Genomic DNA, 15,611 nt, shown 5'->3' with positions numbered 1-15,611 from the left:
GTGGCCGCCTTGGAGGAACCGTGTTCCGCAGCGAGTACGCAGACGTCCCGCCCGTAGAACTCCCCATCCACGAAGCGGTGCTGGGCCGGGCCGCCGAGTACGGTGGCGCGCCCGCCCTCATCGACGGAACCGACGGCACCACCCTCACGTACGAACAACTGGACCGCTTCCACCGGCGCATCGCGGCCGCGCTCGCCGAGGCCGGGGTACGCAAGGGCGACGTACTCGCCCTGCACAGCCCCAACACCGTCGCCTTCCCGACCGCCTTCTACGCGGCCACGCGCGCGGGCGCCTCCGTCACCACCGTGCACCCACTGGCCACCGCTGAGGAGTTCGCCAAGCAGCTGAAGGACTCGGCGGCCCGCTGGATCGTCACCGTGTCACCCCTGCTGGAAACGGCACGCAGGGCCGCCGAACTCGCCGGCGGCGTCGAGGAGATCTTCGTCTGCGACAGCGCGCCCGGCCACCGGTCACTGATCGACATGCTGGCCTCCGCCGCCCCCGAGCCGGAGGTCGACATCGACCCGGCAGCGGACGTCGCCGCACTGCCGTACTCCTCCGGCACCACCGGCATCCCCAAGGGCGTCATGCTCACGCACCGCCAGATCGCCACCAACCTCGCCCAGCTCGAACCCGTCATGCCGTCGGGCCCCGGCGAACGCATCCTCGCCGTCCTGCCCTTCTTCCACATCTACGGCCTGACGGCCCTCATGAACGCCCCCCTCAGGCAGGGCGCCACGGTCGTCGTCCTGCCCCGCTTCGAACTGGAAACCTTCCTCGCAGCCATCCAGAACCACCGCATCACCAGCCTGTTCGTGGCCCCGCCCATCGTCCTGGCCCTCGCCAAACACCCCCTGGTCGCCCAGTACGACCTCTCGTCCCTGAAGCACGTCATCAGCGCCGCCGCCCCCCTGGACGCCGGGCTCGCCGCCGCCTGCTCCCAGCGGCTCGGCCTGCCACCCGTCGGCCAGGCCTACGGCATGACGGAACTGTCACCCGGCACCCACGTCGTCCCCCTCGACGCCATGGACGAGGCGCCCCCCGGAACCGTCGGCAAACTCATCGCAGGCACCGAGATGCGCATCGTCTCCCTCGACGACCCCGACAAGGACCTCGGCATCGGAGAGTCCGGCGAGATCCTCATCCGCGGCCCCCAGATCATGAAGGGCTACCTCGGCCGCCCCGACGACACCGCCGCGATGATCGACACGGACGGCTGGCTGCACACCGGAGACGTCGGCCATGTCGACGCCGACGGCTGGCTGTTCGTCGTCGACCGCGTCAAGGAACTCATCAAGTACAAGGGCTTCCAGGTGGCCCCCGCCGAACTCGAAGCCCTCCTCCTCACCCACCCGGGCATCACCGACGCGGCCGTCATCGGCGTCTACGACGACGACAACAACGAAGTCCCGCACGCCTACGTCGTCCGCCGGCCCACCGCCACCGACCTCTCCGAAGGAGAGGTCATGATGTACGTCGCCGAACGCGTCGCCCCCTACAAGCGCGTCCGCCAGGTCACCTTCATCGACGGCATCCCGAGGGCCGCCTCCGGCAAGATCCTCCGCCGTGAACTGAGGGCACTGCAGGAGCGCACATGACACTGATCGGACGTACCCGCGCGCGTGGCATCGAGACCCTCAGCCTCGACTCTCCGGCCAACCGCAACGCACTCTCCGCGGCACTCGTCGGGGAACTGGCCGACGCACTGGCGGACTGCGCCAAGGACACCGACGTACGCGCGATCGTCCTCACCCACACCGGCAACACGTTCTGCGCGGGCGCCGACCTCCGCGACCCTCCGGCCCCCGACGCCCTCGTGACCCTGCTCCGCCAGATCGTCGAACTTCGCAAACCGGTCGTCGCCCGGATCACCGGCCACGTACGGGCAGGCGGCCTCGGCCTGCTGGCCGCCTGCGACATCGCGGCGGGGTCGACGGCGTCCACCTTCGCGTTCACCGAGGTACGGATCGGAGTGGCCCCCGCGGTCATCTCCCTGCCCTTGCTGCCCCGCACGGACCCCCGGGCCCTCGCCCGCTACTACCTCACCGGCGAACGCTTCGACGCCACCGAAGCGGCCCGCATCGGCCTGCTCACAGCGACCGGCGAGGACGTGGACACGACCCTGGCCCCCATCCTGGACGGACTGCGCCGAGCCGCCCCGCAGGGCCTGGCCGAGACGAAAGCGCTGCTCACAGCTAAGGTGCTCGAAACATTCGACCGGGACGCGGCCGATCTCACCGCACTCTCGGCCCGGCTGTTCGCCTCCCCGCAGGCCCGCGAGGGGATGACGGCCTTCCTGGAACGACGGGATCCCACATGGGTGCTGTGACCACGGACAACAGCGTCGACCGCGCCGACCGCGTACCCAAACAGGACCGCAGCCGAGCCACCCGGCAGCGCCTCCTGGAAGCCGCCGTGGCCTGCCTCGCCGAACACGGCTGGGCAGGCTCCACGGTCTCCGTCGTCGCCGAACGCGCCGGCGTCTCCCGCGGCGCCGCCCAACACCACTTCCGGACCCGCGAGGACCTCTTCACGGCAGCAGTCGAATACGTCGCCGAAGAACGCTCCACAGCGCTCCGCGCCCTCTTCCCCCAGGGCGCGGCCGGAGACCGCCGAGCGGTGGTCTCCGCCCTCGTCGACCTCTACACCGGCCCCCTCTTCCGCGCCGCCCTCCACCTCTGGGTCGCCGCCTCGAACGAGGAGCAGCTGCGCCCACGCGTGACGGAACTCGAGGCGCACGTCGGCCGTGAGACCCACCGCATCGCCGTGGACCTGCTCGCCGCCGACGAGTCCCGCCCCGGCGTACGCGAGACGGTCCAGGGCCTGCTGGACATGGCCCGCGGCCTCGGCCTGGCCAACCTGCTCACGGACGACGCGGGGCGGCGGGAGCGCGTCGTACAGCAGTGGGCGGAGATCCTCGACCGGGAACTCAAGGACTGAGCCGCTCCACCCGCCACCCCCCGTCCGCCTCCGCCACATACCGCAACCGGTCGTGCAGCCGGTTCTCGCGGCCCTGCCAGAACTCCACCGCCCGCGGGGCGACCCGGAAACCACCCCAGTTCGGAGGCACCGGCACCTGCTCGCCCTCCGGGTAGCGGGCGGCCAGTTCGGCGTACGAGGCGTCGAGGTCGGCGCGGGTGGAAATCACGCTCGACTGGGCGCTGGCCCAGGCACCGAGCTGAGAGCCGTGCGGCCGGGTGCGGAAGTACGCGGCGGTCTCGTCGCGGCCGGTGCGGCGGGCGATGCCCGTGACGATGACCTGCCGAGCCATCGGATGCCAGGGGAAGAGAAGCGAGACGTACGGGTTCTCGGCGAGATCGCGGGCCTTGCGGGAGTCGTAGTTCGTGTAGAAGACGAAGCCCTGCTCGTCGAAGTGCTTGAGCAGAACGGTGCGGGAGGTGGGGTGGCCTTCGGCGTTCGCCGTGGACACGACCATGGCGTTCGGCTCGAAGAGATGGGCCTCCATCGCGGCCTGCTGGAACCAGCGCGCGAACTGCGCCACCGGAGTGGCGGCCAGATCGGACTCGGCGAGGCCCTCGGCCCGGTACTGCTTGCGCATCGCGGCGGGATCGAGGGGAACGGCGTCTCGGTCGGTCACCCGGTCATCCTGCCGTATGCGCAGGTGCCGTTCGGCATGGTGTCCGTCATGATTTCGGCAGGACGCTCGCCGCGGACCATGAGCACCGGCGGCACTGAGTGCCACAAAGCCTCCCCAAAAGTGGCACTCGGGGATATCGTGCTGGTGCGTTCTGGTTGAGCGACCAGCCGCACGGGGCATCACCAGGGTGGCCCCCAGGACCACGAGTCGCACGATACGACCGGGGATCCAGCGGCCGAGCCGCCGTTTTTCTGCCGTACACATCTGTCGTACACATCACGAGGAGCCGCCTGATGTCCGACTTCGTACCCGGACTCGAGGGAGTCGTCGCGTTCGAGACGGAGATCGCCGAACCGGACAAGGAGGGCGGCGCCCTCCGCTACCGGGGCGTCGACATCGAGGACCTGGTCGGTCACGTCTCCTTCGGGAACGTCTGGGGGCTGCTCGTCGACGGCGCCTTCAACCCCGGCCTGCCGCCCGCCGAGCCCTTCCCGATCCCCGTGCACTCCGGCGACATCCGCGTGGACGTCCAGTCGGCCCTGGCCATGCTGGCACCCGTCTGGGGCCTCAAACCCCTCCTCGACATCGACGCCGAGCAGGCCCGCGCGGACCTGGCCCGAGCCGCCGTCATGGCCCTCTCCTACGTCGCCCAGTCGGCCCGCGGCCAGGGCCGCCCCATGGTTCCGCAACGTGAGATCGACAAGGCCCACTCGATCACCGAACGCTTCATGATCCGCTGGCGCGGCGAGCCCGACCCCAAGCACGTCGCCGCCGTCGACGCCTACTGGACCTCCGCCGCCGAGCACGGCATGAACGCGTCCACCTTCACGGCCCGCGTCATCGCCTCCACCGGAGCCGATGTCGCCGCGGCGCTCTCCGGCGCCGTAGGAGCGATGTCCGGCCCGCTGCACGGCGGCGCGCCCTCCCGGGTCCTCGGCATGATCGAGGAGATCGAACGGACCGGGGACGCTGAGGCATACGTCAAGCAGGCCCTCGACAAGGGCGAGCGGCTGATGGGCTTCGGACACCGCGTCTACCGCGCCGAGGACCCACGCGCGCGCGTGCTGCGGCGCACGGCCCGCGAGCTGGGCGCCCCGCGGTTCGAGGTGGCCGAGGCACTGGAGAAGGCGGCACTGGCGGAGCTGCACGCGCGGCGCCCGGATCGCGTCCTCGCCACGAACGTCGAGTTCTGGGCGGCGATCGTCCTCGACTTCGCCGAGGTGCCGGCCCACATGTTCACGTCCATGTTCACCTGCGCCCGTACGGCGGGCTGGTCGGCGCACATCCTGGAGCAGAAGCGGACGGGGCGGCTGGTGCGACCGTCTGCGCGGTACGTGGGGCCGGGGTCGCGTAGTCCGCGGGAGATCGAGGGGTACGACGGTATCGTCCACTGACCGGGTGTCTTGAGGAGCGCGGGCGACTGCGGATGCTTTGTGGCTGGTCGCTCCCCCACTCTCGACTTCGCTCGAGCGGGGGGGGACACCCATCGCGGCGGAGCCGCACATTGATGCAGCCCCGCGCCCCCACCAGCGCTTGTCACGCCGGCGTCAGCAGGTTCCCGTGGTGCCGTTCCGCCACCAGGGGGTGGGCTCGCAGCTTGCCCTTGAGTTCGTTGTAGCCGTATTCGGCGAAGAGGGGGTTCGCCGGGTCGTCGGTCACGCCGGGCGCGGTGGAGGCGTGCGGGAAGGGCAGGGGCTTGATGCGGGCGTCCAGGCGCGGGTTGTAGAAGAAGGGCACGGAGAAGCGCTCCGTGGCCCCCGCCGGGCTCACCACCCGGTGGTTGGTGGCGACGAGGTATCCGTTGGTCGCCACCTCCAGCAGTTCGCCGAGGTTGACGACGAAGGCGCCCTCCAGGGGCGGCACGTCATGGAACACGCCGTCCTCCCGTTGCACCTGAAGGCCGCCGACCTGGTCCTGCAGCAGCAGGGTCAGGAAACCGTAGTCCTTGTGGGCGCCGACGCCCTGGTCGGCGCCGTCACCAGCGGTTCCCGGGTACCGGACCAGCTTGAGGTGCGGGTGGGCGTGGGCGCCGAAGACCGGGTCGTAGAAGTCGGCCGGGGCGCCGATCGCGGTGAGCAGTTCGTGCAGCAGCCGCTGGGCGACCGCGCTCAGCCGGTCGATCCAGGCGAGCGCGGCGGTGCGCAGTTCGGGCAGGGCGGCGGGCCACTGGTTGGGGCCCTGCAGCCACCAGTAGGCGGGCTCGTCGGGGCCGGGCGCGTGGACGGGGCGTTCGGCGCCTATGTCGAGCTGGTCGCGCCAGTCGCGGGCGCCGGCGGTGCGTTCGTCGCCGGTGCGGGTGTAGCCGCGGAAGTGCGGCGAGTTGATGTTGTCGAGGGCGAGCCGGTCGGCTTCGGGGAGCCGGAAGAAGGCGTGCATGGCCCGCACGAGCTCACCGGTCTCGGCAGGGCCGACTCCGTGTCCGACGAGTTGGAAGAAGCCCACGTCGTGGGCGGCGCTGTGCAGCTGGGCGTGGAGCAGAGTACGGGCCTGGGGGCCGCGGTCGGCGGCCGAGAGGTCGATGATCGGGAGCTGCTGGTACGACGGGATCGTCGCGCTGTGCGTCATGAGGTGCGTCCGCAGGATGTACGGGGCAGGGGGCGGCCGCCGAGGGTGGGGCAGGGCCCGGTGCCGAAAAGGGTGAAGAGGAAGGGGGCTGGGTCAGGCGGAGCGCCGACAGCCCGTGCTCGTGACGCGGACGTAGTCCACATGGCGGCGTCGAACGAGCAGAAGCATGTGCTCAGGGTACTGCTCGCCGAAGAATCTGTACGTGGTGCTGCTCACTGCCGCAGATCTTCCCGCACCCCGAGAACGCAGACGACCCGCGAGCTCGGGTCCCCCTGCCTTGCGGCGGGGGAGCCGGCCGGACGTACCGGCGAGCTCGCGGGTCGGGTGACTGCTTGGGATTGGGCCGGCTGCACGGTTCTCTCCCGCGCTGGTCCGGCACCGCACTCGGTGTGGTGGCGAGCCGCTAGCCCGCAGTCACCTCACGCGTCCGGTATTCATACATCTGCCGAACCACCTCCCTTCTCGTGTAACCCACACCCTAAGAACGGGTCGGCGCACGATCAACCACTTTTTTGGCGGTGGCCGGTGATCTAGCTTTTCGACCATGACGGAGCGACGCGCGATCCTCAGCGGATCGACCTTCGAGGAGCAGATCGGTTACGCACGGGCCGTGGTCGACGGGGACTGGGTGCATGTGTCCGGGACCACGGGGTTCGACTACGCGACCATGACGATCTCGAACGACGTCGTCGAGCAGGCCGAGCAGTGCATACGGAACATCGAGGCGGCGCTCGCGGAGGCGGGGTGCGGGCTGGGCGATGTCGTGCGGGTGCGGTATCTGCTGCCCGAGCGGGAGGACTTCGAGCCGTGCTGGCCCGTGCTGCGGCGCGCGTTCGGGGAGGTGAGGCCCGCGGCGACCATGATGGTGGTCGGGCTGGCGGATCCTCGGATGCGGATCGAGATCGAGGTGTACGCGCGGCGCCCGGCGCTGCGGATCGAGGCAGTGCACTCCGAGGCCATGCTGGAGGAGTGGCGGTTCGTCCACAACGTGATCGTGCCGCCTGCCGCGATGTCCCTGGAGGAGGCGCGGGAGCGGCTCGGACGTTATCGGCTGGAGAACGCGTATCTGGGGGATGTTCTCGTCGGGTGTTCGACCGTGCGGCCGCCGGAGGGTGATGAGGGTGTGACCACGGTGATCGCGCGGGTGCTGCCCGAGTTCCGGGGGCGGGGGTTCGGGCGGGCGCTGTACGAGAGGGGGTTGGCGCACGCACGCGTGCTGGGTGCCGGGGTCGTCGAGACCTGTGTGCTGGCGGCCAACGAGGGCGGGCTGCGGTTTGCCGAGAAGTGCGGGTTTGTGGAGACCGAGCGGTATGTGTTGGACGGTGAGAGCGATCTGTGGATTGATCTTCGGCTGGTGATGGCCGGATCATAGGGATCGGCGGGTGTTACAACGATTCCTTCAATCTTGGGGGAACACGGTGTGTGCTGCGTCACGTTCCAGTTAGATGATTGCGAGTGAGCGAACCGACGCGCCGTACGTGCGGACGCAGCTTGGCAGGGGGTCCAGGTGAGTGCTTCCCGGCGTAGTGGGACCACCGACGAGCTGGGGCCGGATGAGCCGGAGCGGCCCGGCCCGGTGGGCCCTGACGGCTCCGATCTGCTGGCCGCGCTGCTCGACGGGATGGATGCGGCGCTGTGTGCCTTCGACGCGGGCGGGGTCGTCACCCATTGGAATCGTGAGGCCGAGCGGATTCTGGGGTGGACCGCGGCCGAGGCGGTGGGCCGGCACGGCTTCGCGGGGTGGGCCGTGCGGCCTGCGGATGCCGAGGAGGTCGAGGGGCGGCTGATGTCCGCCATGGAGGCCCCGGGGCGGCAGGTGCACGAGTTCGCGCTGCTGACGAAGGACGGCGGGCGGGTGCTGGTGCGGACGCAGTCCGCGGCGGTGCGCGGGCCCGACGGTAAGCCCGCGGGCGTGTACTGCGCCTTCAGTGAGGTGCATGCGCAGATCGATCTGGAGCGGTCGATCGCGCTGAGCGAGGCGTTGTTCGAGGACGCGAGCTGGGGTGTCGTGCTGGTCGATGCCGATCTGCGGCCGGCGGTGGTGAACGCCCATGCGGCGCGGGCGCTCGGCATCGGGCGTACGTCGGCGCTCGGGCGGCCGCTGGGGGAGTTGCTCGCCCAGGGGGTGGAGGAGCTGGAGAGCGCGCTGACGCATGTGCTGGCGGAGGGTGCGCCGCCGGCGCCGGCCGAGATCTGGGTGAGTGTGCGGACCCCGGAGGGCGATCAGCGGCGGTGCTGGCGCTGCGGCTTCGTACGGCTGGCTTCGCCGCTTGCGGAGGAGCCGGTGCCGTTGGGTGTCGCGTGGCTCTTCCAGGATGTGACCGAGGGCAAGCAGGGCGAACAGGAGGCGGCGCTGCTGCGGTTCAGGACCAATCAGCTGCACCGGGCGGCTCGGGCTGCCGCGGAGTGCGAGGACGCGGGTGAGGCGGCGACCGTCCATCTGGACTTCGCGCTCGCCGGGTTCGCCGACCATGCGCTGATCGACCGGGTGGCGGGCGGTGCGGTGGCCGACGGGGCGGCGGAGGGTCCCGTACGGCTGGTGCGGGTTGCCGCGACGCCGTCCGGGGCGCCGGGGCCGAGTCTGCTGACGGGGCAGGCGGGGTTGCCGGTGCGGTACGGGCCGGGCCATCCGGCGTTGCAGTGCGTGGAGCGGGCGGGGTCCGTGCGGGCGAGTGTGGGTGCGGTGCCGGCGGAGCAGGCGCGGGAGTGGGCGTCGGCTCGGCAGTGGCCGGAGGATGCGGTGCACGCTTTGTGTGCGGTGTTGCGGAGTCGGGGGCGGACGTTGGGGGTCGTGACGTTTCTGCGGGGGAGCGGGCGGAGCCAGTTCGAGCGGGTGGATGCGGTGTACGCGGAGGATGTCGCCGTGCGGATTGCTGCGGCGTTGGATCTCGCGGGGGTTGTGGGGCGGTAGCGCGGCCCGGCGGTGCGGGGTGCCGCCTCGGTTCCTACTGCTGGTAGAAGATCCGGTCCCCGTACTTCTGCATCACGCGGTTGTTCCATTCGTGGCCGCCGTCCACGTTCCCGGACCGCAGCAGGGGTGGCTCGATGCCGCGTTCGGCCAGGGCGCCCGCTGCCGTGGCCATGACGGCTTGGAGGATCGCGCTGGTGACGACGGTCGAGGCCGGGGCGAAGGGGGCCGGGACGGTGTCGAGGGTGAGGGTGGCGTCGCCGATGGGGATCTTGGAGTCGAGGACGATGTCGCAGTGGTCGCGCAGATAGGTGCCGGAGCTGTGGCGGGACCGGGTCTCGGTCGCGTACGCCGCTGAGGTCACGCCGATGACCTTCACGCCGAGCGCGCGGGCGTGCAGGGCCATCTCGACGGGGAGGGCGTTGCGGCCGGAGAGCGAGATGATCACCAGGGCGTCCCCGGAGCGGAGCGGCGAGGAGTCGAGGACGGCGGTCGCGAGGCCGTCGACGCGTTCCAGGGCGGAGCCCAGCGTGGCCGGCATCACGTCCACGCCGACGACGCCCGGTACGGCGAGCAGGTTCATCAGCGCGAGGCCCCCCGCGCGGTAGACGACGTCCTGGGCGGCGAGGGAGGAGTGGCCGGCGCCGAAGGCGAAGAGGCGTCCGCCGTCCGTGACGGTGTCGGCGAGCAGGGTGCCGGCCGCCGCGATGGGCTGTGCCTCCTCGTCCCGGACCCGTTGCAGCAGGTCGATCGCGGCGTCGAAGAACTGGTCGGCCAGTTTGCCGTCGCTCATGCGGGTCCTTCCGGGGCGGTGTGGGGTCCGGGCGCGGATGTGCCGCGGATCACCGTGCGGTCTGGACCAGTGCCGTGTCAATACGGTGGTGAGTGCCCGGTCGTAACGCCGTGGTTTCAGCGGCGAGGCACGGTTGTCAGTGGTATGCGTCAGAATTGAATCCAGGGCCAGCGCACGCGCCGGGAAGCTGTCGTGCTTCCGGCAGATCTCATCGAGGGGCACGTATGTCCGGACTGATCGACACCACGGAGATGTATCTCCGCACCATCCTCGAGCTGGAGGAGGAAGGTGTGGTCCCCATGCGCGCCCGGATCGCCGAGCGGCTGGACCAGAGCGGGCCGACCGTCAGCCAGACGGTGGCGAGGATGGAGCGGGACGGTCTCGTGTCCGTCGCGACGGACCGCCATCTGGAGCTCACGGACGAGGGCCGTCGGCTTGCCACGCGCGTGATGCGCAAGCACCGGCTCGCCGAGTGTCTGCTGGTCGATGTGATCGGCCTGGAGTGGGAGCAGGTGCACGCGGAGGCGTGTCGCTGGGAGCACGTGATGAGCGAGGCCGTGGAGCGGCGCGTGCTGGAGCTGCTGCGGCACCCGACGGAGTCGCCGTACGGCAACCCGATCCCGGGTCTGGAGGAGCTGGGCGAGAAGGACGGCGCGGACCCGTTCCTGGACGAGGGCATGGTGTCGCTGGCGGATCTCGACCCGGGTGCCGACGGCAAGACGGTCGTGGTGCGCCGTATCGGTGAGCCGATCCAGACGGATGCGCAGCTGATGTACACGCTGCGGCGGGCGGGTGTGCAGCCCGGTTCGGTGGTGAGTGTGACGGAGTCGGCGGGCGGTGTACTGGTGGGCAGCGGTGGTGAGGCGGCCGAGCTGCAGTCGGATGTCGCCTCCCATGTGTTCGTCGCCAAGCGCTGACCCTGCCCCGTCCCTGGCCTCGTAAGGGCCGCCAACTTCCCTTGTTTCAGGGGGATTTGATGAGCCCTGCGGGCTTGTCGTCGATCTCTTCGGCGCCGGATTCGGTGCGTCGAAATCGCAGCGCTCGGACGTTTCGCGTGCGAGGCTGTCGCGTGAGGCATATGACCTGAGGGGGGTCGGGAGGATGTGCCGCAGACGTGTGGAGGGCCCCGGCGCCGTGTGGCGCCGGGGCCTGTCCTCCCCTGTGCTGACCCGGAGCCCCGAGCTCTCAGGGTCATCCCCTTCGGACCGTTTTCCCCGAGCGGTCCGCCTCCCGCTGAAGATCTCCCCTCGGCGGCGGCGATCATTCCTCGGGCGAGGTCACTCGTACGAGGGGTGTTGCCCGCAGACACAGCATTTTCGAATACCTATTCGATAGTCTTCGGTGACAGGTCACGCGGAATGTGCGCTTCAGGAGTGAGCGCACCAGCACTGAGCGCATCAGCACACTGAGCGCACAAGCACTGAGCTCACACGAACAGGCAGCTGCACGGCACGGCAGGACACGGTTCACAGGACCGGCCGGCTCGAGCGGGAGCGAGCGGTCCGAGCGGAGCTAGGGGGGTGCCAGGACCATGGCGCAACGCATCGACGTGACCGGGGCGGGTGGCGTACGCCTCGCGGCCTGGGAGTTCGGCGACCCTCCCAAGACCGACCCGGCGCAGCCCGCGCCCGAGAGCACCCCCGGAGTGCTGTTACTGCACGGCCTGATGGGCCGCGCCTCGCACTGGGCGTCCACCGCCCGCTGGCTCTCCGGGCGACACCGCGCCGTAGCGCTCGACCAGCGCGGTCACGGCCAGAGCGACAAGCCGTCGCAGGCCGCCTTCACCCGTGAGGCGTACGTCGAGGACGCCGAGGCGGCGCTCGAGCAGCTCGGCCTCGCGCCGGCCGTCCTCATCGGCCACGCCATGGGCGCCCTGACGGCCTGGCAGCTCGCCGCGAAGCGCCCCGAACTCGTCCGGGGCGTGATCATCTGCGATATGCGGGCCTCCGCGCTCGGGGCCGCCTCCCAGCGCGAGTGGGCCGACTGGTTCAAGGCCTGGCCCGTTCCCTTCGCCACGCTGGCCGACGTACGCAAGTGGTTCGGCGAGGACGATCCCTGGGTGGAGCGGCCGAATCCGGCGCGGGGGGCGTTCTACGCCGAGGTGATGCATGAGTCACCCGACGGCTGGCGTCCCGTCTTCGACTACGAGCAGATGCTCCGCTCCCGGGAGACCTGGGTGTACGACGCACATTGGGAGGAGCTTGCGCAGGTGCAGTGTCCCGCGCTGGTTGTGCGTGGCCTCGATGGGGAGTTGGGGCGGGCCGAGGCGCAGGAGATGGTGCGGGTGTTGCCTCTCGGCGAGTATGCGGAGGTGGCTGATGCGGGGCATCTTGTCCATTACGACCAGCCGGAGGCTTGGCGGGCGGCGATCGAACCGTTCCTGGATGCGGTGCTCACTGCGTGAGGCCGGGCAGGGCGCCTAGTGGCTCGGGGGTTCTGGTTGTTCGGCGGGTGCGGGCCGGATGTGGCTTGTCGCGCAGTTCCCCGCGCCCCTTGAAAGGTGCAGGCGCCCGACGTCAGACAGATACCGTCAGCCTTTGCTCACCGCCGACAGGATCTCCGGCAGGCGGGCCGCTGTTCGTGGGGCCGCCAGGCGTAGGCCTGCCCAGGTGATCGTGGCGCCGTATGCCGCGCCCGCCGGCAGCAGTAGCCAGCCCCACTGGTCGCCGTCCTTGGCCACGTTGGCCCAGATCGTGGCCGCGATGACGGGGGCGGAGAGCAGGGCCGCCGACACCATGCCGCCGAAGATGGAGATCCAGGCGAGGCCTGCCTGCCCGGGGGCCACGTTCTTGTAGCCCTCCTGGGGGATGGAGTACGGGAAACGGGCGGACGTCCAGGCGCCGGTCGCCAGCATCGCGCCGAGCAGTGCGAAGGACAGGCCGAGGACCTCGGGGAGGCTGGGCCAGTCGCCGAGCATCGCGGTGGTCAGGACGGTCACGAGGGTGGCGTACGGCAGGGTGATCACCAGCAGGGCGAGGGCCCGGCCGCGCAGTTCGACGTAGGCGTCGTGCGCGGAGGAGATGGTGGTGGCGACCATCCAGAACGCGGAGGTGTCCTGCCCGAACTGGTTGTACATCTGGATGCCGAGCATCCCCGCGGCGAAGCATGCGAAGTAGATCGAGCCGGTGCCCTGAAGGGCGTTGAACACGGGCACGATCAGGCCGATGGCGAGCGAGGTCACCCAGGCCGCCTTGGTCTTGGGGTCGCGCCAGATGTAACGCAGGCTGCGTTCCATGACCGTGCCGGTGCGGCCGGAGGGCAGCAGGCGGGCGAGACCGCCGGCGGTCCGTTCGCGGGCGGCGGGTTCGGCGGCCTGGAGGGTGGAACCGTCGGGCGAGGTCATCAGCCGGGTCAGATGGCGTGACCACACCGCGAGCAGCAGCATCAACGCGCCCACCGTCAGGGCCAGTTGCAGGGCGGCGACTCCGTACGAGCCGTCGCTCACCGACTCCACGGCGCCGATGGCCGACGCGGGCGGCACCCACTTCAGGACGTCCGCCACCGGGTCGAGCTGCGAGAGCCCCGAGGAACCCAGGTGTTGCGCCCCGAAGTTGACCAGCTGTGCCCCGATCGCGATCACCAGCCCGCTCAGCACCGCCAGATCGCGGCCCTTGCGGCTGGTCAGCAGGCGGATGTTGGCGGCGGCGACGGCCCGCGCCAGGGCCACGCACACCAGCAGCCCGAGGACGACGGCGATGACGCCGACGGCGTACGCCGCCCCGCCGTGCGCGACCGCGATCACCGAACCGGCCAGCAGAAGCAGCGTGAACAGCGGCCCGATGCCCACCAGCGAGGCCGCGAGCAGCGCCCGTACCAGCGGCCGGGGCCGCAGCGGCAGCATCACCAGGCGCGTCGGGTCGAGCGTCTCGTCGCCGCTGGGGAAGAACAGCGGCATCACCGCCCAGCCCAGCGCCAGCACGGCCACCAGCAGCGCGACCACGGACAGGGCGTGCGTGTTCCCGTGCAGCGCGATCAGCCCGAGCAGTTGCAGCGCCCCGAACAGCACCACGACGACGGCCGAGACGACATAGGCGGCCCGCCGTCCGCCGGACTGCCTGAGCCCGTTGCGCAGCAGCGACAGCTTCAGCCGTACGAAGACGGGAGTGAGATTGGCTTCGCCCGTCATCGTGCGCCGCCGCCCAGCCAGTCCAGGTCCGCCCCCGTGTCGCGGCCGCCCGCGCCGACGAGTTCGAGGAACGCCTGCTGAAGCGAAGCCGCGTCCCCGCGGACCTCGGCGAGTGTGCCGTGTGCGCGGATACGGCCGGCGGCCATCACAGCCACCCAGTCGCACAGTGACTCGACGAGCTCCATGACATGGGAGGAGAAGACGACGGTGGCGCCCGACGCCGTGTACCGCTCCAGGACCCCGCGGATGGTCTGCGCGGACACCGGGTCGACGCCCTCGAACGGCTCGTCGAGGAAGAGCACTTCGGGGTTGTGGAGCAGCGCGGCCGCGAGCCCGATCTTCTTGCGCATGCCGGTCGAGTAGTCGACGACGAGCTTGTGCTGGGCACCGGCCAGGTCGAGCACATCGAGAAGCTGCGTGGCCCGCTTGTCGACCTCGGCCCCGGGCAGCCCTCGCAACCGCCCGCTGTAGGCGAGCAGTTCACGCCCCGACAGCCGCTCGAAGAGCCGCAGCCCCTCCGGCAGCACCCCGATCCGCGCCTTCACCGCCACCGGATCCCGCCACACGTCGTGCCCGACGACCTCGACACTCCCCTGATCGGGCCGCAGCAACCCGGTCACCATGGACAGAGTCGTGGTCTTCCCCGCTCCGTTCGGCCCGACGAGCCCGATGAACTTCCCCGCGGGCAACTCCAGATCGATCCCGGCAACGGCAACTTGCTGCCCGAACCGCTTCCACAGTCCCTTTACGCGCACGGCGGCTGACGTCATGGATCAACCCTACGGCGCCGCAGCCGCCCTATAGGGGCGCGGGGCTGTGCTGATCTGCGGCTCCGCCGCGTGGGCGCGACCGGCCACACCCAACCCGCACCCGCCGGACTACCGATCCCGCCCACACGCATAGGCAAGCGGAGAGATCAATTCCTCCGCATCCGGCAGCCACCGATTGGCGGGCGTGGGCCGGCAGGCCCACTGAACGGCCCCCCGCGCCCCGTACCGCGTAGGCGGCGCAGCCACATATGCCCCCTCCCCGAGCGCAACGAGATCCAAGGACGAGGGCGACCAGCCCAACTTCCGCACCAGTTCGGGCATCTTCACCGCCGCCCCGGGCAGCACGAAGAAGTGCATCCGACGATCGGGCGTCAACGTCACAGGACCGAGCGTCAACTCCATGCGCTCCATACGCGCCAGCGCGAGGAACCCGGCGGTCTCGGCGACCTCGATCGCGTCGAACGTACGCCCCGTCGGCAGCAGGATCGACGCCGTCGGATGCTTCTGCCACATCCGGCGGGCGACGGTCGCACTGCCCGTGGCCAGCGCCTCCCAGTCGTCGTCCGCCGGATGCGCGCCGCGCGCGGCGCACGCGGTGTCGCCGCAGGAGCAGTGCCACACCCCGTCGACGGCTTCCAGCCAGGTGCCGGGGAAGACGTCCCAGTGGCGCTCCTCGGCGTAGCGGACGGCGGTCTCCTGCAGCGATTCCCCGCGCTGCTTCGGAATCTGAGCGGCTTCGGGGCCGGCGATCGTCTCTTCCACGGTGAACTCAACTCCCGCATCCACCTGGAGTTACGGGGGTAGCGCGCGCGGGGGAGGAGCATTGATTCCGTATCTGGGGCGCATGGATG

14 protein-coding genes are annotated in these 15,611 nt (G+C 70.5%); 8 read left to right on the top strand and 6 right to left on the bottom strand.

Going from position 1 to position 15,611, the window contains the following annotated elements; translation table 11 throughout:
- The first annotated feature begins 20 nt into the window (after window positions 1–20).
- From ACWDAG_RS17925 to ACWDAG_RS17915, 3 genes are read left to right on the top strand one after another with little or no spacing between them, the layout of a single operon-like run.
- Window positions 21–1,598 carry a 4-coumarate--CoA ligase family protein gene (locus tag ACWDAG_RS17925; RefSeq protein WP_450696537.1) on the top strand — a complete coding sequence of 526 codons (1,578 nt, stop codon included), beginning with the start codon at window positions 21–23 and terminating at the stop codon, window positions 1,596–1,598.
- Window positions 1,595–2,329 (top strand): enoyl-CoA hydratase family protein, encoded by a 735-nt coding sequence (locus tag ACWDAG_RS17920; RefSeq protein ID WP_450696536.1) that lies wholly within the window; start codon window positions 1,595–1,597, stop codon window positions 2,327–2,329. Before ACWDAG_RS17925 ends, ACWDAG_RS17920 begins: the two co-directional genes overlap by 4 nt.
- Window positions 2,317–2,940 carry a TetR/AcrR family transcriptional regulator gene (locus ACWDAG_RS17915; protein WP_450696535.1) on the top strand — a complete coding sequence of 208 codons (624 nt, stop codon included), beginning with the start codon at window positions 2,317–2,319 and terminating at the stop codon, window positions 2,938–2,940. The genes ACWDAG_RS17920 and ACWDAG_RS17915 overlap by 13 nt, the downstream gene beginning before the upstream one ends.
- Here the strand turns inward: ACWDAG_RS17915 and pdxH are convergent.
- On the bottom strand, window positions 2,930–3,598 hold the full coding sequence (gene pdxH, locus ACWDAG_RS17910) for a pyridoxamine 5'-phosphate oxidase (RefSeq protein WP_450696534.1): 669 nt from the start codon (window positions 3,596–3,598) through the stop codon (window positions 2,930–2,932). The genes ACWDAG_RS17915 and pdxH overlap by 11 nt on opposite strands.
- 293 nt (window positions 3,599–3,891) lie before the next feature.
- On the opposite strand from pdxH, the gene ACWDAG_RS17905 reads away from it, so the two are divergent.
- Entirely contained in the window at window positions 3,892–4,992 is a 1,101-nt protein-coding gene (locus ACWDAG_RS17905) for a citrate synthase 2 (RefSeq protein WP_450696533.1), read from the top strand.
- A gap of 142 nt (window positions 4,993–5,134) precedes the next feature.
- Here ACWDAG_RS17905 and ACWDAG_RS17900 read toward each other — a convergent pair whose 3' ends face one another.
- Window positions 5,135–6,163, bottom strand: a complete 1,029-nt coding sequence (locus tag ACWDAG_RS17900) for an isopenicillin N synthase family dioxygenase (RefSeq protein WP_450696532.1) — start codon at window positions 6,161–6,163, stop codon at window positions 5,135–5,137.
- Window positions 6,164–6,707: 544 nt separating this feature from the next.
- On the opposite strand from ACWDAG_RS17900, the gene ACWDAG_RS17895 reads away from it, so the two are divergent.
- Window positions 6,708–7,535 (top strand): GNAT family N-acetyltransferase, encoded by an 828-nt coding sequence (locus tag ACWDAG_RS17895; protein WP_450696531.1) that lies wholly within the window; start codon window positions 6,708–6,710, stop codon window positions 7,533–7,535.
- Window positions 7,536–7,670: 135 nt separating this feature from the next.
- Entirely contained in the window at window positions 7,671–9,074 is a 1,404-nt protein-coding gene (locus ACWDAG_RS17890) for a PAS domain-containing protein (RefSeq protein ID WP_450696530.1), read from the top strand.
- A gap of 34 nt (window positions 9,075–9,108) precedes the next feature.
- On the opposite strand, the gene ACWDAG_RS17885 is transcribed toward ACWDAG_RS17890, so the two are convergent.
- On the bottom strand, window positions 9,109–9,864 hold the full coding sequence (locus ACWDAG_RS17885; protein ID WP_450696529.1) for an SIS domain-containing protein: 756 nt from the start codon (window positions 9,862–9,864) through the stop codon (window positions 9,109–9,111).
- A gap of 224 nt (window positions 9,865–10,088) precedes the next feature.
- On the opposite strand from ACWDAG_RS17885, the gene ACWDAG_RS17880 reads away from it, so the two are divergent.
- A complete protein-coding gene (locus ACWDAG_RS17880) occupies window positions 10,089–10,781 on the top strand; it encodes a metal-dependent transcriptional regulator (protein ID WP_450696528.1) in 693 nt (230 codons plus the stop codon).
- A gap of 614 nt (window positions 10,782–11,395) precedes the next feature.
- The gene (locus ACWDAG_RS17875) at window positions 11,396–12,268 is read left to right on the top strand and encodes an alpha/beta fold hydrolase (RefSeq protein WP_450696527.1); all 873 of its coding nucleotides are present in this window, start codon (window positions 11,396–11,398) and stop codon (window positions 12,266–12,268) included.
- A 126-nt stretch (window positions 12,269–12,394) separates the two neighbouring features.
- Here the strand turns inward: ACWDAG_RS17875 and ACWDAG_RS17870 are convergent, their stop codons facing one another.
- The 3 genes from ACWDAG_RS17870 to ACWDAG_RS17860 form a co-directional block, all read right to left on the bottom strand.
- A complete protein-coding gene (locus tag ACWDAG_RS17870) occupies window positions 12,395–13,990 on the bottom strand; it encodes a transporter (RefSeq protein WP_450696526.1) in 1,596 nt (531 codons plus the stop codon).
- Window positions 13,987–14,760, bottom strand: coding sequence for an ABC transporter ATP-binding protein (locus tag ACWDAG_RS17865; RefSeq protein WP_450696525.1), 774 nt, complete (start codon window positions 14,758–14,760; stop codon window positions 13,987–13,989). The genes ACWDAG_RS17870 and ACWDAG_RS17865 overlap by 4 nt, the downstream gene beginning before the upstream one ends.
- A 108-nt stretch (window positions 14,761–14,868) precedes the next feature.
- Window positions 14,869–15,522 carry a bifunctional DNA primase/polymerase gene (locus ACWDAG_RS17860; protein WP_351478019.1) on the bottom strand — a complete coding sequence of 218 codons (654 nt, stop codon included), beginning with the start codon at window positions 15,520–15,522 and terminating at the stop codon, window positions 14,869–14,871.
- Between the last annotated feature and the right edge of the window lie 89 nt (window positions 15,523–15,611).

The organism is Streptomyces sp. NPDC001157 (genome assembly GCF_053598255.1).
Note: the sequence above shows the minus strand (reverse complement) of the source record. Positions and strands in the feature narration are given on the sequence as shown.